Here is a 21,448-nt window from a genome sequence, read left to right as displayed (position 1 = left end):
GCGTCCCCGTCGTCGACCGCGACAGGGGCGGTTACGGCAGGTTGCGCGCCATGACGATGCGCTGGACCTGGTTCGTGCCCTCATAAATCTGGGTGATCTTGGCGTCGCGCATCATGCGCTCGACCGGGTAGTCGCGGGTGTAGCCGTAGCCGCCGAGGAGCTGGACGGCGTCCGTGGTGACCTCCATGGCCACGTCGGAGGCGAAGCACTTGGCGGCGGCGCCCTGGAAGGTCAGGTCGCTGTCGCCGCGCTCGGACTTGGCCGCGGCGGCGTAGGTCAGCTGGCGGGCGGCCTCGATCTTCATCGCCATGTCGGCCAGCATGAACTGGATGCCCTGGAAGTCCGCGATCGGCTTGCCGAACTGCTTGCGCTCCTGGACATAGCCCTTGGCGTAGTCGAAGGCGCCCTGGGCGACGCCGAGCGCCTGGGCGGCGATGGTGATGCGGGTGTGGTCGAGGGTCTTCATCGCCGTCGCGAAGCCGGTGCCCTCCTCGCCGATCATGCGGTCGGCGGGGATGCGGACGTTGTCGAAGTAGACCTCGCGGGTCGGGGAGCCCTTGATGCCGAGCTTCTTCTCCGGGGCGCCGAAGGAGACACCCGGGTCGGACTTCTCCACGACGAAGGCGGAGATGCCCCGGGAGCGCTTCTCGGGGTCCGTCACGGCCATCACCGTGTAGTACTCGGAGACGCCCGCGTTGGTGATCCAGCGCTTCACGCCGTTGAGGATCCAGTGGTCGCCGTCGCGGACCGCCTTGGTCTTCATGCCGGCCGCGTCCGAGCCCGCCTCCGGCTCGGAGAGGCAGTACGAGAACATCGCGTCACCCTTGGCCAGCGGGGCCAGGTACTTCTTCTTCAGGTCCTGCGAGCCGGAGAGGATCACGGGCAGCGAGCCGAGCTTGTTCACCGCGGGGATCAAGGAGGAGGACACGCAGGCGCGGGACACCTCCTCGATCACGATGACCGTGGCGAGCGCGTCGGCGCCCGCGCCGCCGTACTCCTCGGGTACGTGCACGGCGTGCAGGTCGTTGGCGACCAGCGCGTCGAGGGCCTCCTGCGGGAAGCGGGCCTCCTCGTCCACCGCGGCGGCGTACGGCGCGATCTTCGCCTCGGCCAGCGCGCGGACGGCGTCCCGGAGCATGTCGTGCTCCTCGGACGGGCGGTACAGGTCGAAGTCAGCCGATCCGGCCAAGGTTTCTCACGCTCCAAAACACTGGGGTGATCTCGCGGGACGATCTCGCTAATTACCGTTAAGTAACTCAAATTTTAGGGCCCTGCCCACGGGAGTGATACGTGAGCTTGGCGACAGGACGAATCGCAAGGGAGAACTGCCCGGTGAGGGGCGGGCGTACGCCCCGACTATGCTCATGCGCGTCCGGCCTCCGTCCAGCCCAGGAGCAGCTTCATGGCCCTCAAGATCACCGTGATCGGTACCGGTTATCTCGGTGCCACGCACGCCGCGGCCATGGCCGAGCTGGGCTTCGAGGTGCTCGCCCTCGACATCGTGCGCGAGAAGATCGAGAAGCTGGAGCGGGGCGAGACCCCGATGTACGAGCCGGGTCTCGAGGAGCTGCTGCGCCGGCATGTGCCGGGGTTCGAGGGATCCACCGGGCGGCTGCGCTTCACCCAGGACTGGGCGGAGCTGGGCGCCTTCGGCGACGTCCACTTCGTCTGTGTGAACACCCCGCAGAAGCACGGCGAGTACGCCTGCGACATGTCGTACGTCGAGTCGGCGATCGCCTCGCTGGCGCCGCATCTGCACGGGCCCGCCCTGGTCGTCGGCAAGTCGACCGTGCCGGTGGGCTCCGCGGACCGGCTGGCCCGGACGATCGCCTCGCTGGCGCCGGCCGGTGAGGACGCCGAGCTGGCGTGGAACCCGGAGTTCCTGCGGGAGGGGTTCGCCGTCGAGGACACGCTGCACCCCGACCGGATCGTCGTCGGCGTGCGCGGCGAGCGGGCCGAGAAGCTGCTGCGCGAGGTGTACGCGACGCCGATCGCGGAGGGTTCGCCGTTCGTCGTCACCGACTTCCCGACCGCCGAGCTGGTGAAGACCGCCGCGAACTCCTTCCTCGCCACGAAGATCTCCTTCATCAACGCGATGGCGGAGGTGTGCGAGGCGGCCGGCGGTGACGTCGCCAAGCTGGCGGAGGCCATCGGGTACGACGACCGGATCGGCAGGAAGTTCCTGCGGGCGGGGATCGGCTTCGGCGGCGGGTGCCTGCCGAAGGACATCCGGGCGTTCATGGCCCGGGCCGGTGAGCTGGGCGCCGACCAGGCGCTGACCTTCCTGCGCGAGATCGACTCCATCAACATGCGCCAGCGCGGGCAGATGGTGGAGCTGGCGCGGCAGGCGCTCGGGGGCGGGCCCTTCCTGGGCAAGCGGGTCGCGGTGCTGGGCGCCACTTTCAAGCCGGACTCCGACGACGTCCGCGACTCCCCGGCGCTGAACGTCGCCGGGCAGATCCACCTCCAGGGCGGCCAGGTGACCGTCTACGACCCGAAGGGCATGGACAACGCCCGCCGTGTCTTCCCGACGCTGGGCTACGCCGACTCGGCGCTGGAGGCCGTACGCGGGGCCGACGTCGTCCTGCACCTCACCGAGTGGCGGGAGTTCCGCGACCTGGACCCGGCCGCCCTCGGGGAGGTCGCCGCGGCCCGCGTCCTGCTGGACGGCCGCAACGCCCTCGACCCCGAACTCTGGCGCAAGGCCGGCTGGACGTACCGGGCGATGGGCCGGCCGACGGCCTGAGAGCGACGGATTCCGCGTCCCGGGCGACACCGGTTCGGCCGAGGCTCAGTCGGCCGAACCGGTGTCTGGATGCATTCTGCCGTACGGGCGCGGGCGGTGGGCGGGGTTACCGCGGGGGCGCGGCCGGGCACTCGTTCTGGCCCCGAGGACGAGGAGGTCGGGCATGGCACCCGTCATCCCTGTGCGTTCCGTGGTGATCGACTGCCCCGATCCCCACGCCCTGGCCGAGTTCTACGCGGCCGTCGCGGGCGGCACTCCCGAGGCCGACAACGAGTGGGTCGTCCTGCGTGTCCCCGACGGGCCGCAGCTCGCCTTCCAGCGGGCGGAGGGCTTCACCCCGCCCGAGTGGCCGCGGGCCGACCGGAACTCCCAGCAGTTCCACCTGGACTTCGACGCGGGCGCCACCTGGGAGGAGGTCGACGCGGCCCATCGGCGCGTGCTGGCGCTGGGCGCGCGTCCGCTGGACCTGGAGGACCGGGAGAAGAAGGACTTCCTGGTGTACGCCGATCCGGCCGGGCATCCGTTCTGTCTGTGCCGGATCGAACGCCCGTGAGCCGCGTCAGCCGTCGAGTTCCGCGATCATCGCCGTCGACGGCTGCCGGCGTTCCCCGGCCGCCCCTGCGACGAACTCCGCGCTGCGCAGGACGCGTTGTATGTTGCCCCAGGTCAGCAGGGTGATGTCGGCGTCCGGCCAACCCCGGCGCGGGAGTTCGGCGATGAGGTGCGGGTAGCCGGAGACGTCGGTGAGGTCCTGCGGGTGGCGCGCCGCTGAACCCCTGCGGGACCGGTACCTGATGGATGTGGGCGGGGCGACCGGATGCACCGACCACCCCGCCCTGGGTGAGGACGATCAGCCGTCCAGTGCCTCGATCGTCGCGTTCGACGGCGGCCGGGTCTGCTGAAGGCCGCGCGCCACGTCCTCGGCGGCGCCCAGTACCCGTACCGCGTTCTGCCAGGTCAGCTTGGCGAGGTCGGTCTTCGACCAGCCCCGGTCGAGGAGTTCGGCGATGAGGTTGGGGTAGCCGGAGACGTCGTCGAGGCCCTGCGGGGTGAAGGCCGTGCCGTCGTAGTCGCCGCCGATGCCGAGGTGGTCGATGCCGGCCACCTCACGCATGTGGTCCAGGTGGTCGGCGACGCTCGCGACGGTGGCCACGGGGCGGGGGTGGGCCTCCTGGAAGGCCTGGTGGACCCGCATCGCCTCGGGGGTGGTGTCGAGGTGGTGGAAGCCGTGGGCGCGCATGTTCCTCTCGGCGGCGGCCGTCCAGTCCACGGCCGCCTGGAGCACGAACTTCGGCACGAACGTCACCATCGCCAGCCCGCCGTTGCCGGGCAGCCGTTCCAGTACGTCGTCCGGGATGTTGCGCGGGTGGTCGCAGACGGCCCGCGCGGAGGAGTGGGAGAAGATCACCGGCGCGGTGGAGGTGTCCAGCGCGTCGCGCATGGTGGTGGCCGCCACATGGGAGAGGTCCACCAGCATGCCGAGCCGGTTCATCTCCCGGACCACCTCACGGCCGAACGCCGACAGGCCGCCGGTCCTCGGCACGTCGGTCGCGGAGTCCGCCCAGTCCACGTTGTCGTTGTGGGTGAGCGTCAGGTAGCGCACGCCGAGCGCGTACAGCCCGCGCAGGGTGCCCAGGGAGTTGGCGATGGAGTGCCCGCCCTCGGCGCCCATCAGCGAGGCGATACGGCCCTCGGCGCGCGCCGCCTCCAGGTCGGCGGCGGTCAGCGCGGCGCGCAGCTCACCGGGGTGGCGGTCGATGAGCCGCCGTACGCAGTCGATCTGCTCCAGTGTGGCCGGGACCGCGTCGGGCAGGTCCGCGCGTACGTACACCGACCAGTACTGCGCGCCGACCCCGCCCGCGCGCAGGCGGGGCAGGTCGGTGTGCAGGTGGGCCGTCTGGTCGGTGGTGAGGTCACGGGCGTCGAGGTCGTAGCGGACCTGCTCGCGCAGCGCCCAGGGCAGGTCGTTGTGCCCGTCGACGACCGGGAACTCCCGCAGCAGTTCCCGGGCCTCCTCCAGCCGGGTCATCGGCGTCACTTCCCGAAGCCGAAGCCGTTCGCGGACCCCTCGACCTTGGCGCGCAGCCGCTTGCCCTTCTCGCTGGCCTGGTCGTTGAGGTCCTGCTGGAAGTCCCGCATGCGGGAGAGCAGGTCCTCGTCGTGGGTGGCGAGGATACGGGCGGCGAGCAGACCGGCGTTGCGGGCGCCGCCGACGGAGACGGTCGCGACGGGCACACCGGCCGGCATCTGCACGATCGACAGCAGGGAGTCCATGCCGTCGAGGTACTTCAGCGGCACGGGCACGCCGATGACCGGCAGCGGGGTGACGGAGGCGAGCATGCCCGGCAGGTGGGCCGCTCCCCCGGCGCCGGCGATGATCACCTTCAGGCCGCGGTCGGCGGCCTGCTCGCCGTAGGCGACCATCTCGCGCGGCATGCGGTGCGCGGAGACGACGTCGACCTCGTAGTCGATCTCGAACTCGTCGAGGGCCTTGGCGGCGGCCTCCATGACGGGCCAGTCGGAGTCCGACCCCATGACGATGCCTACAACCGGGCTCATTCGGTGATCGTGCCTCTCAGGTAGCCGGCAGCGTGACGGGCGCGCTCCAGCACGTCGTCCAGGTCGTCGCCGTAGGTGTTGACGTGGCCGACCTTGCGGCCGGGCTTCACGTCCTTGCCGTACATGTGGATCTTCAGCTGGGGGTCGCGGGCCATGCAGTGCAGGTACGCGGGGTACATGTCCGGGTAGTCGCCGCCCAGCACGTTCACCATGACCGTCCACTTCGCGCGCGGACGCGGGTCGCCCAGCGGCAGGTCGAGGACCGCGCGGACGTGGTTGGCGAACTGGCTGGTGATCGCGCCGTCCATGGACCAGTGGCCGGAGTTGTGCGGGCGCATCGCCAGCTCGTTGACGAGGATGCGGCCGTCGCGGGTCTGGAACAGCTCGACGGCGAGGTGGCCGACGACGTCCAGCTCCTTGGCGATGGTCAGGGCCATCTCCTCGGCCTTCAGCGCCAGGGCGGCCTCCAGGTCGGGCGCCGGGGCGATCACGGTGTCGCAGACGCCGTCGACCTGCCGGGACTCGACCACCGGGTAGGCGACCGCCTGGCCGTGCGGCGACCGTACGACGTTGGCGGCCAGCTCACGGACGTAGTCGACCTTCTCCTCGGCGAGGACGGGGACACCCGCGCGGAAGGGCTCCGCGGCCTCCTCGACGGAGTCGACGACCCATACGCCCTTGCCGTCGTAGCCGCCGCGGACGGTCTTGAGGACGACGGGGAAGCCTCCCCCGCCCTCCGCCGCGAAGGCGGCCACGTCCTGCGGGTCGGTCACGATGCGGTGCCGCGGGCACGGCACACCGATCTCGGTGAGCCTGGCCCGCATCACGCCCTTGTCCTGGGCGTGCACGAGCGCGTCCGGGCCCGGGCGGACGGGGATGCCGTCCGCCTCCAGCGCCCTGAGGTGCTCGGTGGGCACGTGCTCGTGATCGAAGGTGATCACGTCACAGCCGCGCGCGAACTCGCGCAGCGTGTCGAGGTCGCGGTAGTCGCCGACGACGACATCACCGACGACCTGCGCCGCGGAATCCTGAGGAGTGTCACTGAGGAGCTTGAACCTGATGCCCAGCGGGATGCCCGCCTCGTGTGTCATACGAGCGAGCTGGCCACCGCCGACCATGCCGACTACCGGGAACGTCACGCCCCTAGGGTATCGGCCACGCCGGACCGGCCGGATTCCGCGGCTCTCACCCGCCTCTTTCCAGCCTCATACCTGGCCTTTTCCGCCATCTTCCCGGCGTTCTTCACCTTCCGGTCGCGACCCGTGAATCCCACCACAGGAAACCTGGAAGAGGGGTGGTTAGCATGGCTGAGTTGACGAAACCGACACCCGGACGGGGGCCTGTACGACCATGGGACATGGTTCCTCGGGGGACGGAAGGCTGCGGAGACTCGCCCGCGAGGTCGCCAAGTTCGGCGCGGTCGGCGGCGTGGGGCTCCTGGTCAACCTGGGTGTGTTCAACCTCGTGCGGCACGTCACCGACCTCCAGGTGGTGCGGGCCAGCGTCATCGCGACGGTCGTCGCCATCGCCTTCAACTACGTCGGCTTCCGGTACTTCGCCTACCGCGACCGGGACAAGACCCGGCGCACCCGTGAGATGACCCTGTTCCTGCTGTTCAGCGCGGTGGGGCTGGTCATCGAGAACGGGCTGCTGTTCCTCGCGACGTACGGCTTCGGCTGGGACAGCCCCTTGCAGAGCAACGTCTTCAAGTTCCTCGGGATCGGGATCGCGACGCTGTTCCGGTTCTGGTCGTACCGCACCTGGGTGTTCCGGGCGCTGCCCCTTCGGGAGGCCGTGGCGGGGGCCGAGTCGATGCTCGCGGCGGAGTCGCGCAGGCAGAAGCCCAGGCAGCGGGTCAGCTGAGCCGGCTCGTCCGGCCGGGGGTTTATCGGTGGAGGACCCGGCTCATCTGACCGTGGGCTCATCGCCCTGCGCGGCCTTCTTCTCCGGTGGGGTCCTGGACAGGAACAGGCCGAACACCGGCGGCTGGGCCTGGAGCATCTCCAGCCGGCCGCCGTCGGCCTCCGCCAGGTCCCGGGCGACCGCGAGCCCGATGCCCGTGGAGTTGCGGCCGCTGATCGCGCGCTCGAAGATACGGGCGCCCAGGTCGGCGGGGACGCCGGGGCCCTCGTCGGTGACCTCGATGACCGCCTGGTTGCCGGTGACCCGGGTGCGCAGCGCGACCGTGCCACCGCCGTGCATGAGGGAGTTCTCGATCAGGGCCGCCAGCACCTGCGCGACCGCGCCCGGGGTGCCGACCGCCTGGAGGTGCCGCTTGCCGGAGCTGACGATCGCGCGGCCCACACCGCGGTAGGCCGGGCGCCACTCGGCGAGCTGCTGCTGGATCACCTCGTCGAGGTCGAAGGTGACGGCGGAGCCGGTGCGGGGGTCGCGGGAGTTCGTCAGCAGCCGCTCCACGACGTCCGTGAGGCGTTCCACCTGCGTCAGCGCGATCGTCGCCTCCTCCTTCACCGTCTCAGGGTCGTCGGTGACGGTGATCTCCTCCAGCCGCATCGACAGCGCGGTCAGCGGGGTGCGCAGCTGGTGGGAGGCGTCGGCGGCCAGGCGGCGCTCGGCGGTGAGCATGCGGGCGATGCGTTCGGCGGAGGAGTCCAGCACGTCCGCGACCCGGTCCAGCTCGGGGACGCCGTAACGCTTGTGCCGGGGGCGGGGGTCGCCCGAGCCGAGGCGTTCGGCGGTCTCGGCGAGGTCGGTGAGCGGGGAGGCGAGCCGGTTGGCCTGGCGGATGGCCAGCAGGACCGCGGCGACCACCGCGAGCAGCGCCACCAGCGCGATGATCAGCAGGGTCCGGCCGACCTCCCGGGTCACCGAGGAACGCGGCTCCTCGATGACGACGGTCTCGCCCTCCTCGCCCCGCGCCTCGCCCCGGATGACGTCGCCCGCGGGCTTGGTGCCGACCTCGATGGCCCGCTGACCGGGGATACGGATCACGGCGTAACGGTCCTGCGTGACCTGGTCGCGCAGGACCTCCGCGTCGACGGCGCCCGCGCCCAGCAGCCGGCTGTCCACGATGCTCGCCAGCCGCGCCGCCTCCAGGTCCACCCGCTCCTGCGCGCTGTTGCTGATCGTCCGCGTCTCGACGATGACGAGCGACACCCCGAACACGGCGATCACGACGAGCACGACGGCGAGGGTGGACTGGATGAGACGGCGACGCACGGTGCCCTCCGGGCGGTGACTTCTGGGACGGGCGGGGGGACGACCCCTCGAGGGAGACCCCCTTAGGGAGACCCCCCTGGGCGACCCGCCCACGGAGACCTCCTAGGGCGACCCGCCCAGGGGGTGGCGCTCAGCTCTTCTCGAACCGGAACCCGACTCCCCGCACGGTGGCGATGTAACGAGGGTTCGCCGCGTCGTCACCCAACTTCTTCCGCAGCCAGGAGATGTGCATGTCGAGCGTCTTGGTCGAGGACCACCATGTGGTGTCCCACACCTCACGCATCAGCTGGTCCCGTGTGACGACCCGTCCCGCGTCCCGCACGAGCACCCGCAGCAGGTCGAACTCCTTGGCCGTGAGCTGGAGCTCCTCGTCGCCCATCCAGGCCCGGTGCGACTCGACGTCGATGCGCACGCCGTGGGTGGCCGGCGGCTGGGCCGGCTCCGCGGAGCCGCGCCGAAGCAGGGCCCGGACCCGGGCGAGCAGTTCGGCGAGGCGGAAGGGCTTGGTGACGTAGTCGTCGGCGCCCGCGTCCAGACCGACGACGGTGTCCACCTCGTCGGCGCGCGCGGTCAGGATCAGGATGGGCACGGCGTGGCCCTCGGCGCGCAGTCGACGGGCGACCTCCAGGCCGTCCATGCCGGGCAGGCCGAGGTCCAGCACGACCAGGTCGACGCCGCCCTGGATTCCGGCGTCGAGCGCGGACGGTCCGTCCTCACGTACCTCGACCTCGTACCCTTCCCGGCGCAGTGCGCGGGCCAGCGGCTCCGAGATGGACGCGTCGTCCTCGGCGAGCAGTACACGGGTCATGAGCCGATGGTAGTCCGGTCGGGGCGCGCCCAGAGGTGTGACGACGACCGCTGTTTCTTACCTGTGGACATGCCGGACAAGCCGATCGCCGACGTCCGGCCGTACTGGTACGGACCTGGGGTCCGGAGATGTCATCCTGGTATGGACCTTGGAAACCGCGCCCCTGGCTCCATGATCACCTGTGATACCTGTCTCATGTCCTTCCATTTCCGGCGCTGTCCTGCCGTATGGTGAAAGACGCATGTAGCACACAACGACCTTCGGCCGTTCGACGCTGGAGGTCTTCTTTGTGTGCGGGCCGACATCCGCCGGTTCCGCACCGTGCGTCCCGACCAGCAAGGAACGACCATGGCGTCCAGCCTGACGAAGGACTCGGCCCGTCCGGGCACCCCCGGCTCCGGGAAGACCTTCTTCGGCCACCCCCGCGGACTGGCCACTCTCTTCATGACCGAGATGTGGGAGCGGTTCTCCTACTACGGCATGAAGGCTCTGCTCCCGCTGTACCTGGTGGCACCGGGCGGCCTGCACCTGAGCGCGGCCACCGCGACCGCGATCTACTCGGTGTACCTGTCCCTCGTGTACCTGCTCGCCCTCCCGGGCGGCTGGTTCGCGGACCGTGTCCTGGGCCCCCGCAAGACGGTCGCCGTCGCGGGCGCGGTCATCATGCTGGGCCACCTCACCCTCGCCCTGCCGGCCACCGGCACCTTCTACGCCGGCCTCGGCCTGGTCGCGATCGGTTCCGGTCTGCTGAAGGCCAACATCTCCACGATGGTCGGCCACCTCTACGACGGCCCGGACGACCCGCGCCGCGACGGCGGCTTCACCGTCTTCTACATCGGCATCAACCTCGGCGCCTTCGCCGCCCCGCTGGTCATCGGCACCATCGGCGAGAACGTCAACTGGCACCTGGGCTTCGCGCTCGCCGCGCTCGGCATGGCGCTGGGCCTCGCCCAGTTCCTGATCGGCGGCCGCCACCTCAGCTCCCGCTCGGACGTCGTCCCCACGCCGATGACCGCCGCGGAGAAGACGGCCACGCTGCGCAAGGCGGCGCTGTGGGCGGCCGTCGCGGCCGTCTTCTACGCGATCGTCGGCTTCTCCGGCCACTACACGCTGAACTGGCTGCTGGTCCCGATCACCGTCGCCGGTCTCGTCATCCCGGTCATGGTCATCACCCGCATCAAGCGGGACAAGGAGCTGGACCGCGCCGAGCAGTCGAAGATGTCCGCGTACATCTGGTTCTTCGTCGCCGCGGCCGTGTTCTGGATGATCTACGACCAGGGTGGCTCGACCGTCTCCCTGTTCGCCGAGGCCTCGGCCGACAACAGCGTCTTCGGCTGGGAGTTCCCGGTCTCCTGGTACCAGTCGGTCAACCCGGTCATGATCATGGCGCTGGCTCCGGTCTTCGCCTGGGCGTGGCTGGCGCTGGCGCGGCGCGGCAAGGAACCGAGCACCGCGGTGAAGTTCGCGATGGGCCTGGTCCTGATCGGCGCGTCCTTCTTCCTGTTCCTCGCCCCGCTGTCGATCGCCGAGGGCGGTCACAAGGCGGCGGCGATGTGGCTGGTCGGCATCTACTTCGTGCAGACCGTCGGTGAGCTGACGCTCTCCCCGGTCGGCCTGTCGGTCACCACGAAGATGGCGCCCGCGAAGTACGCCTCGCAGATGATGGGCGTGTGGTTCCTGGCGGTCACCGCCGGTGACGCCACGACCGGTCTGCTCTCCATCGCCGGCGTCGACCTGAACCGGACGGGCGTCGTGGCCCTGGAGGCCGTGCTCGCCGTGATCGCCGGTACGGCGGTGTGGATGTACCGCAAGCGCGTCAAGGAGCTCATGGGCGACGTCAACTGACGTCGGCCCGCCGGCAGGGCCGCCGTGACTTCGGTCGCGGCGGCCCTGCCGTGTTTTCCGCGGTTCCGTGTGACTGCGGTTTCTGTGTGGCTGCGGTTCTGCGGGCTTGCGGTTCTGCCCGGGTCGTTCAGCGGGCGTCGCGTCGGCCCGGCATGAAGGTGAACACCGCCCCGCCGAGCAGGATCGCCGTCCCGGCGACCAGGCCGAGGGCCTTCAGGGTGCCGTGGTCGCCGCCGCCGGTCTCCGCGAGGCCGCCGCTGGTGGACGTACCGCCCGCGGCGGAGGAGGAACCGCCCGCGCCGCCGTTGCCGCCGCCGGAGGCGCCGCTGGCCTGTTCGGTGGTGTCGAGGGTGAGGGAGACGGCCGTCCGGTCGGGGGTGCAGGTGGTGGTCGTACCGAGCGCCTCCACGGTCAGGACGCCGGGCGAGAGCGTCGACTCACCCGTCGCACCGGGCTTGTACGTGCCGGTCAGGTCGGGGATCTCGATCGGGGCTCCCGACTTGATCGCGGCGGCGTTGGTCGGGCCCTCCACCCGCACCGAGCCCCGGTCCGAGCCGCCCAGCACGATCTGCATCGACGGCTTGACGGCGTTCGCGGGGATGTCGATCGGGCTGTCCATCACCGATTTCTTGAACTGCACGGTGAGGTCGTAGCTCCCGCCGTTCCTACGGGCGTTGATCTGCACGGGCGAGGTCGCCTTCTTCTCGCCGATCGGCGAGGCGCAGGTGTAGGGGATGTCGACGACCTTGCCCGTGAAGTCGGTCTGACCGCCGCCGCTGCCGGAAGGGGACGGGGAGGGGGCCGGGGACTGGCTCGGCGAGGCCGACGGGGACGGCGACTGCGACGGTGACGGGGACTGGCTCGGGGACGGCGACGGGGAGGGGGACGGGGAGCCGCTCGACGGGCCGCCCCCCGCCGTCACGGTGATGGTCGCCGCCGGCTGCACCGGCTCCGTCGGCGCGCACCTGGTGTCCGTCGACAGGGCGTTGACGACGTACGCGTCCGGTGTCAGCGTCACCTGTCCGGCCGCCGTCAGCTTCAGGGTGCCCTTCATCTCGGAGAGGGTCATGGCGCCGCCCTTGGGGATCGGCGGGTTCTCGCGCGGGCCCCGCATCGCGACGGCGGCGGTCTGCGCGCCGGCCGCCTTGAGCGTGCCGGAGGGCTGCACCGAATCGGCGGGCAGATCGATGATGTCGGGGTTCTTGGAGGCGGCCTGGGTGAACTTCCAGACGATCTCCACGGTGTCGCCGACCTTCGCCGTGGCCGGGGCGGTGATCTCCACCTTGGTGGTGCCGTTGACCTCGGGCAGGCCGATGCCGGCGGGCGGGACGCAGCGGGTGGCGTAGGACACCTCGGCGGCCTGGGCCTGCGGGACGGCCACGCCCAGCAGGAGGGCGGCCCCGCAGGCCAGGACGGTGACGGCCGCGGTGGCGGCCGGCCGCCGTCCTCGGGATACGGATGTCTCGGCTCTCGCGCGCTTGCTCACGGGGCTGCCTTCCTGCCGGGTGTCGTGGGAGTGGTCGGAGGGGCGTCGTGCGGTGCGGAGAGCCGGCCCGCGGTGCCCGGACCGGAGTCGGGGGCGAACCACGGCAAGGTCGAGGCCCGAGCCGGCGCGGGGGCCCGGCCGGGGGCGGGGGCCCGTTCCGGGGCAGCGGTCCGGCGCCACGGGAGGACGCCGGCCCGGCTCCGGGACGCGCGGGTGGCGGACGGGGCCGGACGCACCCGGTCCACCACCGCCATCCCGACGCGGAACACGGCCGCCGGGACCACCAGGCACAGCAGGACCCAGAACAGGGTCACGCCCCACGGCCGGGCGACGCCCCACGGCTGCTCGGCGAGGACCTTCCCGCCGTACCTCAGGGAGACGGTGTAGTCGCCGTGGGCGCCGGCGGCGAGTTCGACGGGCAGTTCGACGCGGGCCTTCTCACCGGGGGCGATGCTGCCGCGCCACTGCCGTTCGTCCCATTGCGGGGCGAACACCCCGTGGGCGGTTCCCACCTGGAAGACGGGGTCGCGCACGGCCCCGGTGCCGAGGTTGCCGACGGTGAGGACCAGGGTGCGGGCGGGCGGGGCCCCGAACCAGGTGAGGAATCCGTCGGAGCCCTCCAGGCGGGGGCTGGTGAGCACCGACAGGCGTCCCCCGGCCCGCTCGGCGGGCAGCGGCCGGACGGGGTGCCCGGCCACCTGGAACACCGCGTCGGCCTGTGCCTTCGGCCCGGTCGCGGTGGCCACGTGCACCACGCAGGGACACGGCACCGGCGGGTCGGCCACCGGCAGGGCGCGGCTGAAACGGCCGTCGGCGTCGGTGGTGACGGCCCGGCCGTCCGCGTTGGCACAGGAGTTGGTGCCGCCGACGATCCCCCTGGCCGACTCGGCCTGCCCGCAGATCAGCAGCATCAGCAGCGCCCTCGGCCGCCAGCCGCTGCCGCTGACGGTGATCGAACCGCCCGTCCCCGCCTGGGCCGTGGACAGGCGGACGGTCGGGGTGTCCGCCGCGGTGGCCGGCCCCGCCGCCCAGGGCAGCAGGACCAGCGCCAGCGCGACCGCCGTCGCCCGGAGGACGGCGGCGTACGACGTCGGCGGCATCGGTGACCTCTGCGATCTCTGCGACATCGGCGGCTCCAGCGGCTCGGCTCCAGGCCTTCAGGGCGGAGCGGGTGGTCAGCGCGTCCGGGGGCGGCGGGTCAGCCAGAGGGTGCCCGCGGCGCCGACGAGCAGGACCGTTCCGCCGAAGGTGGCGAGGGCGATCGCGGAGTCCTCGGGGCCGGTCTGCGGAAGCGTGCCGCCGTCGCCGTCACCGCCGTTGCCGTCCTTGCCCCCGCTTCCGCCTCCCGTGGCGGCCGTCACGTCGAGGGTCAGCGAGGGTCCGGCACTGCCGGTGGGCGTGCAGGTGGTGGTCGTACCGAGCGCCTTGATGGTGAGCACACCGGCCGTGAAGGTGACCTTGCCGGTCTTCCTCGGGGTGTAGGTGCCGCTCAGGTCGCTGATCTTGATGGGCGTGTCGGCCGGGATGGCGGTCTGGTTGGCGGGGCCCGTCACGGTGAGGGTGCCGCTGTCCGCACCGCCCAGCTCGATCGTGGCGCTCGGTTTCATGGAGCCCTTGCCGAGCTCCACCGGGCTGGAGGAGACGCCCTTCTGCCAGGACATGGTGATCCTGTAGCCGTCGCCGCTCCTCACGCCCTTGATGTCGATGGGCGAGACGGCGCTCTTGTCACCGATGGGCGTCTTGCAGGAGTAGCTGACGTCGACGACCTGGGCCACGGCCGCGGGGGCGGCCGTCCATACCGCCGCGCCGGCCAGGGCCGCGGCAGTCGCGAGCGCGGCGGTTCGCTTCCGGTAGGACACGGTCCCCTCATTCCTGACTGTGCTGACATCCCGACTGTTACTGACGTTTCATCAGATCGAGCCGTCAAGGTACGCCCGGGGCCGTGAGGAAGGAAGAGACGTGGTGCGCCGGAGTTGTGACGATCCGGCGCACCGGACGGGCGGGGCCGTCAGGGGGCGGTGAGGACGTCGGGGAGGCCCCAGCGCCGCAGCACCTCCGGCACGGCCACCGTCCCGTCGGCCCGCTGGTGCTGCTCCAGCAGTGCGGGCAGCAGCCGGCTGGTCGCCAGGCCCGAGGCGTTGAGGGTGTGCAGGTACCGCGCCCGGCCGCCCTCCGCCGGCCGGTAGCGCATACCGCCGCGCCGGGCCTGGTAGGCACGGGCGTTCGACACCGAGCTGACCTCCGCGTACGCCCCGAGGCTGGGCAGCCACACCTCGACGTCGTACGTCTTCGCCTGCGCCGGGCTCGTGTCCCCCGCGGCGAGCTTGGTGACGCGGTGGTGCAGGCCGAGCCCCGTGACCAGCTCCTCGGCGCGGGCGAGGAGTTCCCGCTGGGCCTGCTCCGAGTCCTCGGGCCGTACGAACTGCACGAGTTCCACCTTGTTGAACTGGTGCCCGCGCAGCGTGCCGCGCTCCGCCGTCCGGTGGGCGCCCGCCTCCCTGCGGTAGCACGGTGTGTACGACACGTACTTGAGCGGCAGGTCGCGGTCGTCGAGGGTCTCGCCGCGGTGCAGGTTGACCAGCGCGGTCTCCGCGGTGGGCAGGAGGAAGCGGGCGGGCCGGCCGTCCTCGCCCCGCTCGGTGACGAAGACCTCGTCGGCGAACTTGGGGAACTGGCCGGCCGTGTACCCGGCCTCGTAGGTCAGCAGATGCGGCGGCAGCACGAACTCGTATCCGGCCAGGCGGTGCGTGTCGAGGAAGTGGTTGAGCAGCGCCCACTCCAGGGCGGCGCCCTGCCCCCGGTAGACCCAGTGCCCGCGGCCGGCGAGCGCCGCGCCGCGCCGGTGGTCGACCAGGCCGAGGTCCTCCGCGAGGCGGACGTGGTCCTTGGCCGCGAAGCCGAACTCCGGCCGCCGCCCGCCGACCCGCACCACCTGATTGGCCTCCTTCCCGCCCGCGGGCACGTCGTCGTCGGGGAGGTTGGGCAGAGCGTCGAGAAACGCCTGATGGCGGGCGGCCAACCGGGCGAGTTCCGCTTCGGCGTCGGCCAGGCGCACACCGAGAGCGGCGGCCGCGCGGCGGAGGGCCTGGGGGTCGGCCGTGGTTCGGTGTGCGGGGCCGTGCTCGGCTGTGTGCTCTTCTGTTGGGTCGGTTCGGTGCTCGGCTGTGTGCTCTCCTGTGCGATCCGTTCCGTGCTCGGCTGTGTGCTCGGCCGCGGGTGCGGTCGCGGTGTCGGGGTCGATGGCGATGGCGGCGCGGTGGTGGGCCGCGATGCGGGCCGTGAGGCGGTTGCGTTCGGCGCGCAGGTGCTCCACCGCCGTGCGGGCCTCGCGGTACGCGGTGTCCAGGGCCAGGAAGGCCGGGACGTCGAGATCCACGGCGCGTTTGCGCAGGGCCTCGCGGACCTGGTCGGGCCGGGTGCGGATGAGGGTGACGTCGAGCATGGCAGGCGCTCCGTCCGATCGGCCGGGACGGACGCGGGCCGCCCCGGGGTGGTCCCTCGGGGCGTGGGCGAGAGGGTGCTCGCGGTGCCACCACGCCTTCACCGCCGTATCCGCGTGCCCACTCTGCTGCACGGCCGTACGGCGGTCTCGTTCGGGCCCGGTGACGGGGGCCGGCCGGCGGGGCATTGCCTCCCCGCACTCGGGAGGGGATTCACCTCGGGGCGCGAGGCCGCCTTCTCAGCTTCCGGCGGCTCTCTGCACTCGCGGGACCCGGGCTACTTGTCTCCGTCAGCGCGTTGCAGGTGAGGGTAGGCGGCCGGGGCGGACGGGGAGAAACGAATTTCCGGAGGTTCATCGGCGTGACCGGCATCCGGCCCGATGCGACGGCTTCACGTGGGGGTGGGCTCACACGGGGGCGGCTTCACGCGGGGGCGGGCTCACGCGGGGGCGGCCTCACGCGGGGGCGCCCAGTTCCGCCCAGACCGTCTTGCCCGCGACGCCCGGGTTGCGTACGACCCCCCAGTCCAGGCAGAGCCGCTGCACGATGAACATGCCGTGGCCGCCGGGACGGCCCGCGCGGTGCGGGGTGCGCGGGGCCGGCTGGCCCGTGCCGCGGTCGGAGACCTCGACGCGGATGACCTTGTTGTCGCAGCCGAGGACGAGCTGGTCCGGGCCCTCGGCGTGCAGGCAGGCGTTGGTGACCAGTTCGGAGACGACGAGCAGTACGTCCTCGGCGGCGGCCCGCTGCTCGGCGCCGGCGGCGGGCAGCCAGCCCCACGCGTACAGCGCCTGACGGGCGAAGTCGCGGGCGAGTGGAACGACCCCGCTGGCGCCGTCGAAGCTCAGCCTGCGGACCTGACGACCCGCGGACGCTCCGGAAGCGCCGCTGGGCTCCGGGCCGCGCTCGCCCGGCGAGTAAGGCCGGGTGGTGCTCATCAGCGCTTCACCTCACCGATTCACCAGTTCACGATGGAGACGGTGGACGGGATGTCCACAGAAGTCAGTACACACGGTCCGCGGCCGTCGCACGGTCGGTCTGCGCATCCCGCCCTCTCTCGGTACTCGTGGTACTCGTGCCACCGACATGTTCAGGATGTTCTCCTGCCCGACGGGCCCGGCGGAACACCCCCCGTTCGCCCGGATGTGACCCGCCCTGTCCGGACCCGGGAACCGTGGCCCGCGGAAGACCCGGGATTCCCTAATCACATGGTGAACACGGCGGGCACGGTGAACACGGCAGAGACGGGAGGGACGCGGAGCGGCTGCCGAGGCCGACGGGACGGCGGCGTGGGCACGACAGGCCGAGGCGGGGGCAGGACAGGTCGACCGGGGCAGGGCAGGTTCGCGGGACGCCGGGCGTGGCACCGGTCAGCCGTCCCCGTCCCCGCCGCTGTCCGCGAGGGCCGAGGCGAGCGTGTCGTGCACGGAGAAGACGGCGTCCGCCCCGGTGATCTCGAAGACCCGCGCCACCACCGGCTGCATCCCGGCCAGATACACCCCGCCACCGGCCGCCTCCGCCTTCAGGCGGGCGCCGAGCAGCACGTTCAGGCCCGTGGAGTCGCAGAACTCCAGCCGGGTGCAGTCGATGACCAGTCGGCTCAGCCCCTTGGAGAGGCACTCCTCGAGAGGCTCGCGCAACAGATCGGCCGTATGGTGATCCAACTCACCGGCGGGGGTCACGACGGCACTGGAGCCCTCTTCCCGCACCTCCACCAGAAGCCGGCCAGACTGTGCGCTGCCGACCGTCCCGCGGTCCATGCCGTCTCTTCTCCCGAGGCTCGTGACTGCTACCTGACGCCCCCGAACACTACGCCTTCGGTGCGTGCTTCAACAGCCGAACAACCACCCACAAACGGACATAACCGAACAAAATGCACTTGCGATCGGTCGAGTAAAGCAGGTAGGGCTAGATGGAACACGTAACCGACACGGCCGGCTTTGGAGGCGCCGCACACCGTAGTGCACGCACTGGCTTCGGCAGCCATATGCCGAGAACGATGGAGGACATCATGTCATCCCGGCTCGACGCCCCGCATACCCACACAGCGACGTCGACACCCCCTCCGGACCCCCTGGATCCCCTCGGGACCCCCGCCGAGCGGGGCAGTGATCCCGCCGACGACGCCACGGACGTACTCGCCGGGCTCCCGGAGATCCCCCCGTACGACGAGGTCGGTCCCGTCGACGCGCGGGCCCTGTCCAAGACCCTCTTCGAGCGGCTGGAGTCGCTGGAGGAAGGCACGTACGAGTACTCGTACGTTCGCAACACGCTCGTCGAACTGAACCTCGCCCTGGTCAAGTTCGCCGCCTCCCGCTTCCGCTCCCGCAGCGAGCCCATGGAGGACATCATCCAGGTCGGCACGATCGGTCTGATCAAGGCGATCGACCGCTTCGAGCTCAGCCGGGGTGTGGAGTTCCCCACCTTCGCGATGCCAACCATCATCGGCGAGATCAAGCGGTTCTTCCGTGACACCTCCTGGTCGGTGCGCGTTCCGCGCCGGCTCCAGGAGCTCCGGCTCGACCTCGCCAAGGCCGGTGACGAACTGGCCCAGAAGCTCGACCGCGCGCCCACCGTCGCGGAGCTGGCCGAGCGCCTCGGCATCTCCAACGAGGAGGTCGTCGAGGGCATGGCCGCGTCGAACGCCTACACCGCCTCCTCGCTGGACGCGCAGCCCGAGGACGACGACGCCGAGGGCGCCCTCGCCGACCGCATCGGCTACGAGGACCACGGGCTCGAAGGCATCGAGTACGTCGAGTCGTTGAAGCCGCTGATCGCCGAACTGCCTTCCCGGGACCGGCAGATCCTCTCCCTCCGTTTCGTCGCCGGCATGACCCAGTCGGAGATCGGCGAGGAACTCGGCATCTCGCAGATGCACGTCTCGCGCCTGCTGTCGCGGACCCTGGTGCGGCTGCGCAAGGGGCTGACGCTGGAGGAGTGAGGCAGCGGCCCCTCAGCGGGCCTCCCCCGAAGACCAGTGCGGACCGCCCGCCCCTGCCGTCGGGGCGGGCGTCCTCGTGCGGTGTCCGTGATGTGACGTCCTCGTCGTGAGAAAAGGTGCTGACCTCAGGCCGTGCCGGCGTTTACGCTGTGCCGGCCCTCTGACCAGCAGAGCCGCTGGGCCAGCCCCGCCCTCTGCTCGTGAGGAGCCCGATGTCCGTCACCCCCGCGCGTCTCGGTCGGCTCGCCGACCTGCCCGTCCTGCTGGTCGCCGTCGTCTGGGGGTCCAGCTACCTCGCCGCGAAGGGTGTCACCACCGCGGACACGGTCCTGGCGGTGCTGGTGCTGCGTTTCGCCGTCGTCCTGCCCGTGCTGGTGGTGGCGGGGTGGCGGCGGCTGCGCGCGCTCGACGGACGGCAGCTGCGCGGGGCGGGGCTGCTCGGCGTGCTCCTCGCCGGGATCTTCCTGCTGGAGACGTACGGAGTCGTGCACACCTCGGCGACGAACGCCGGGCTGATCATCAGCCTGACCATGGTGTTCACGCCGCTCGCGGAGAGCCGGGCGCGTGGGGTGCGGCTGCCGGGGCCGTTCCTGGCGGCGGCCGGTCTGTCGGTGCTGGGCGTGGCGCTGCTGACGCAGGGCGCCGGTTTCACGGCTCCCTCGGGGGGCGATCTGCTGATGCTGGGAGCCGCGGTGGCCCGTACGGCGCACGTGCTGGCCATGGCCCGGATGGAGTCGGTGCGGGGCGCGGACGCGCTGTCCCTGACGACCGTGCAACTCGGCGCGGCCGTACTGGTCTTCGCGGCGCTGGTGGCGGCACCGGGAACGGGCGCCTCCCCGTGGGCCGCCGCGGGCGCCTTCGACACCGGGGACTGGCTGGGCCTGGTGTACCTGTCGGTGTTCTGCACGCTGTTCGCGTTCTTCGTGCAGATGTGGGCCGTCCGCCGCACCTCCCCGTCCCGGGTCAGCCTGCTCCTGGGCACGGAACCGGTGTGGGCGGCGGCCGTGGGCATCGCCCTGGCCGGCGACCGCCCGGGGCTGCTCGGCCTCGCGGGCGCGGTGCTCGTCCTCGTCGGGACGGGGTGGGGCCGCGCGGCGGCGGACCGGAAGCGGGAGCCCGCACCGGTGCCGGAACCCGCCGACGCGCCCGGGCGGACGGGTGATGGGAAGCAGGGAGCGGTGCCCGGGCGGACGGGTGACGGGGAGGACGGAGCGGTGCCCGGGCGACCGGTGCCGGGTCGGGGGTCGGCCGGTGGTCAGACGACTCGGACGCCCCGGCGCCACACCGCCGAGACGAGGGGGACGCCGGGCCGATAGGCCAGGTGGACGTGGCTGGGCGCGTCCAGGAGGGTGAGGTCGGCCCGGGCGCCGGGGGTGAGGCGGCCGATGTCCGTGCGGCGCAGGGCGGCCGCGCCGCCGGCCGTGGCCGCCCAGACGGCCTCGTCGGGGGTCATGCGCATGTCCCGCACGGCGAGCGCGACGCAGAACGGGACGGAGGACGTGAAGGACGAGCCCGGGTTGCAGTCGGTGGACAGCGCGACGGTGACGCCCGCGTCGAGGAGGCGGCGGGCGTCCGGCCACGTCGCGCGGGTGGAGAACTCGGCGCCGGGCAGCAGCGTGGCGACCGTGTCGCCGTTCGCGAGGGCGTCGACGTCGGCGTCGGTGAGGTGGGTGCAGTGGTCGGCGCTGGCGGCGTCGAGTTCGACGGCGAGCTGCACGCCGGGCCCGTAGGAGAGCTGGTTGGCGTGGACGCGGGGGTGCAGGCCCTTGGCCTTGCCCGCCGTGAGGATCGCGCGGGCCTGGTCGCCGTCGAAGGCGCCCTGCTCGCAGAAGACGTCGATCCAGCGGGCGTGCGGGGCGCAGGCGTCGAGCATCTCGCCGGTGACGAGGGCGACGTAGGCGGCGGGGTCGTCGGCGAAGTCGGGGGAGACGATGTGGGCACCGAGGTAGGTGACCTCGTCGGTGTGGCGGGCGGCGAGGCGCAGGGCGCGCTCCTCGTCGGCGACCGTCAGGCCGTAGCCGGACTTGGTCTCGAAGGTGGTGGTGCCCTGGCGGAGGGCCTCGGTGAGGTAACGGGTGAGGTTGGCCTCGAGTTCCTCGTCGGTGGCGGCGCGGGTCGCGGCGACGGTGGTGCGGATGCCGCCGGCGGTGTAACCGCGCCCGGACATGCGGGCGTTGAACTCCTCCGTCCGGTCGCCCGCGAACACCAGGTGGGAGTGGGAGTCGACGAAGCCCGGCAGGACGGCCCGGCCGCCGGCGTCGACCCGATTGTCAGTGGCGGGTGCTTTGCTTGATTCACCGGTCCACGCGACGCGGTCGCCGTCGATGACGACGGCCGCGTCCCGGATCAGTCCGAGAGGGGAGTTGTCACCGAGGGAGGGGTCGTTGGTGACCAGCGTGGCGATGTTGGTGATGACGGTGCTGCTCATGACGTCCTTGTCGGT

Annotated in this window: 19 protein-coding genes and 1 pseudogene; 6 read left to right on the top strand and 14 right to left on the bottom strand. The window is 71.7% G+C overall.

Annotated features, from left to right (window positions below; translation table 11 throughout):
• Window positions 1–31: 31 nt before the first annotated feature.
• Entirely contained in the window at window positions 32–1,189 is a 1,158-nt protein-coding gene (locus tag ALMP_RS01460; RefSeq protein ID WP_264924050.1) for an acyl-CoA dehydrogenase, read from the bottom strand.
• 213 nt (window positions 1,190–1,402) lie between these two features.
• Here ALMP_RS01460 and ALMP_RS01455 point away from each other — a divergent pair, with 213 nt between their 5' ends.
• Complete coding sequence (locus ALMP_RS01455) at window positions 1,403–2,746, top strand: UDP-glucose/GDP-mannose dehydrogenase family protein (protein WP_264924049.1); 1,344 nt, start codon at window positions 1,403–1,405, stop codon at window positions 2,744–2,746.
• A 163-nt stretch (window positions 2,747–2,909) separates the two neighbouring features.
• Window positions 2,910–3,299, top strand: coding sequence for a VOC family protein (locus ALMP_RS01450; RefSeq protein ID WP_264924048.1), 390 nt, complete (start codon window positions 2,910–2,912; stop codon window positions 3,297–3,299).
• 6 nt (window positions 3,300–3,305) lie between these two features.
• Here the strand turns inward: ALMP_RS01450 and ALMP_RS01445 are convergent, their stop codons facing one another.
• The 4 genes from ALMP_RS01445 to ALMP_RS01430 are packed head-to-tail and all read right to left on the bottom strand — an operon-like array spanning window position 3,306 to window position 6,444.
• Window positions 3,306–3,569, bottom strand: a complete 264-nt coding sequence (locus ALMP_RS01445; protein WP_375803408.1) for a membrane dipeptidase — start codon at window positions 3,567–3,569, stop codon at window positions 3,306–3,308.
• Between the two features lie 27 nt (window positions 3,570–3,596).
• Entirely contained in the window at window positions 3,597–4,775 is a 1,179-nt protein-coding gene (locus tag ALMP_RS01440) for a dipeptidase (RefSeq protein ID WP_264924046.1), read from the bottom strand.
• 5 nt (window positions 4,776–4,780) lie between these two features.
• The gene (gene purE, locus ALMP_RS01435) at window positions 4,781–5,305 is read right to left on the bottom strand and encodes a 5-(carboxyamino)imidazole ribonucleotide mutase (protein WP_264924044.1); all 525 of its coding nucleotides are present in this window, start codon (window positions 5,303–5,305) and stop codon (window positions 4,781–4,783) included.
• A complete protein-coding gene (locus ALMP_RS01430; RefSeq protein WP_264924043.1) occupies window positions 5,302–6,444 on the bottom strand; it encodes a 5-(carboxyamino)imidazole ribonucleotide synthase in 1,143 nt (380 codons plus the stop codon). The genes purE and ALMP_RS01430 overlap by 4 nt, the downstream gene beginning before the upstream one ends.
• Before the next feature lie 211 nt (window positions 6,445–6,655).
• Between ALMP_RS01430 and ALMP_RS01425 the strand changes: the two genes are divergently transcribed.
• Window positions 6,656–7,168 (top strand): GtrA family protein, encoded by a 513-nt coding sequence (locus ALMP_RS01425; RefSeq protein ID WP_264924042.1) that lies wholly within the window; start codon window positions 6,656–6,658, stop codon window positions 7,166–7,168.
• A gap of 42 nt (window positions 7,169–7,210) precedes the next feature.
• Here the strand turns inward: ALMP_RS01425 and ALMP_RS01420 are convergent, their stop codons facing one another.
• Both ALMP_RS01420 and ALMP_RS01415 read right to left on the bottom strand, forming a co-directional pair.
• Window positions 7,211–8,485, bottom strand: coding sequence for an ATP-binding protein (locus ALMP_RS01420; RefSeq protein ID WP_264924040.1), 1,275 nt, complete (start codon window positions 8,483–8,485; stop codon window positions 7,211–7,213).
• 130 nt (window positions 8,486–8,615) lie between these two features.
• Entirely contained in the window at window positions 8,616–9,293 is a 678-nt protein-coding gene (locus ALMP_RS01415; RefSeq protein ID WP_264924039.1) for a response regulator transcription factor, read from the bottom strand.
• Between the two features lie 348 nt (window positions 9,294–9,641).
• Between ALMP_RS01415 and ALMP_RS01410 the strand changes: the two genes are divergently transcribed.
• Window positions 9,642–11,138, top strand: a complete 1,497-nt coding sequence (locus ALMP_RS01410) for an oligopeptide:H+ symporter (protein WP_264924038.1) — start codon at window positions 9,642–9,644, stop codon at window positions 11,136–11,138.
• A 127-nt stretch (window positions 11,139–11,265) separates the two neighbouring features.
• On the opposite strand, the gene ALMP_RS01405 is transcribed toward ALMP_RS01410, so the two are convergent.
• The 6 genes from ALMP_RS01405 to ALMP_RS01380 form a co-directional block, all read right to left on the bottom strand.
• Window positions 11,266–12,549 (bottom strand): hypothetical protein, encoded by a 1,284-nt coding sequence (locus ALMP_RS01405; RefSeq protein ID WP_264924114.1) that lies wholly within the window; start codon window positions 12,547–12,549, stop codon window positions 11,266–11,268.
• Window positions 12,550–12,620: 71 nt separating this feature from the next.
• A complete protein-coding gene (locus ALMP_RS01400) occupies window positions 12,621–13,724 on the bottom strand; it encodes a hypothetical protein (protein WP_264924113.1) in 1,104 nt (367 codons plus the stop codon).
• Between the two features lie 75 nt (window positions 13,725–13,799).
• The gene (locus ALMP_RS01395; protein WP_264924036.1) at window positions 13,800–14,483 is read right to left on the bottom strand and encodes an LPXTG cell wall anchor domain-containing protein; all 684 of its coding nucleotides are present in this window, start codon (window positions 14,481–14,483) and stop codon (window positions 13,800–13,802) included.
• A gap of 149 nt (window positions 14,484–14,632) precedes the next feature.
• Window positions 14,633–16,066: a serine--tRNA ligase gene (gene serS / locus ALMP_RS01390; RefSeq protein WP_264924035.1), complete on the bottom strand. Its 1,434-nt coding sequence runs from the start codon at window positions 16,064–16,066 to the stop codon at window positions 14,633–14,635.
• Window positions 16,067–16,519: 453 nt separating this feature from the next.
• A complete protein-coding gene (locus ALMP_RS01385; RefSeq protein ID WP_264924034.1) occupies window positions 16,520–17,002 on the bottom strand; it encodes an ATP-binding protein in 483 nt (160 codons plus the stop codon).
• A 432-nt stretch (window positions 17,003–17,434) separates the two neighbouring features.
• Window positions 17,435–17,824, bottom strand: coding sequence for an STAS domain-containing protein (locus tag ALMP_RS01380; RefSeq protein WP_264924033.1), 390 nt, complete (start codon window positions 17,822–17,824; stop codon window positions 17,435–17,437).
• Between the two features lie 239 nt (window positions 17,825–18,063).
• Between ALMP_RS01380 and ALMP_RS01375 the strand changes: the two genes are divergently transcribed.
• Both ALMP_RS01375 and ALMP_RS01370 read left to right on the top strand, forming a co-directional pair.
• Window positions 18,064–19,005, top strand: coding sequence for an RNA polymerase sigma factor SigF (locus ALMP_RS01375; protein WP_264924032.1), 942 nt, complete (start codon window positions 18,064–18,066; stop codon window positions 19,003–19,005).
• A 212-nt stretch (window positions 19,006–19,217) separates the two neighbouring features.
• Window positions 19,218–20,111: pseudogene (locus tag ALMP_RS01370) on the top strand (DMT family transporter); the annotation flags it as partial.
• A 149-nt stretch (window positions 20,112–20,260) separates the two neighbouring features.
• On the opposite strand, the gene hutI reads toward ALMP_RS01370, so the two are convergent.
• Window positions 20,261–21,433 carry an imidazolonepropionase gene (hutI, locus tag ALMP_RS01365; RefSeq protein ID WP_264924030.1) on the bottom strand — a complete coding sequence of 391 codons (1,173 nt, stop codon included), beginning with the start codon at window positions 21,431–21,433 and terminating at the stop codon, window positions 20,261–20,263.
• Between the last annotated feature and the right edge of the window lie 15 nt (window positions 21,434–21,448).

This window comes from Streptomyces sp. A012304 (assembly GCF_026008495.1).
In the GTDB taxonomy this organism is placed as follows: domain Bacteria; phylum Actinomycetota; class Actinomycetes; order Streptomycetales; family Streptomycetaceae; genus Streptomyces.
The sequence above is the reverse complement of the archived record's forward strand: the minus strand, read 5'-3'. Positions and strand labels throughout refer to the sequence as shown.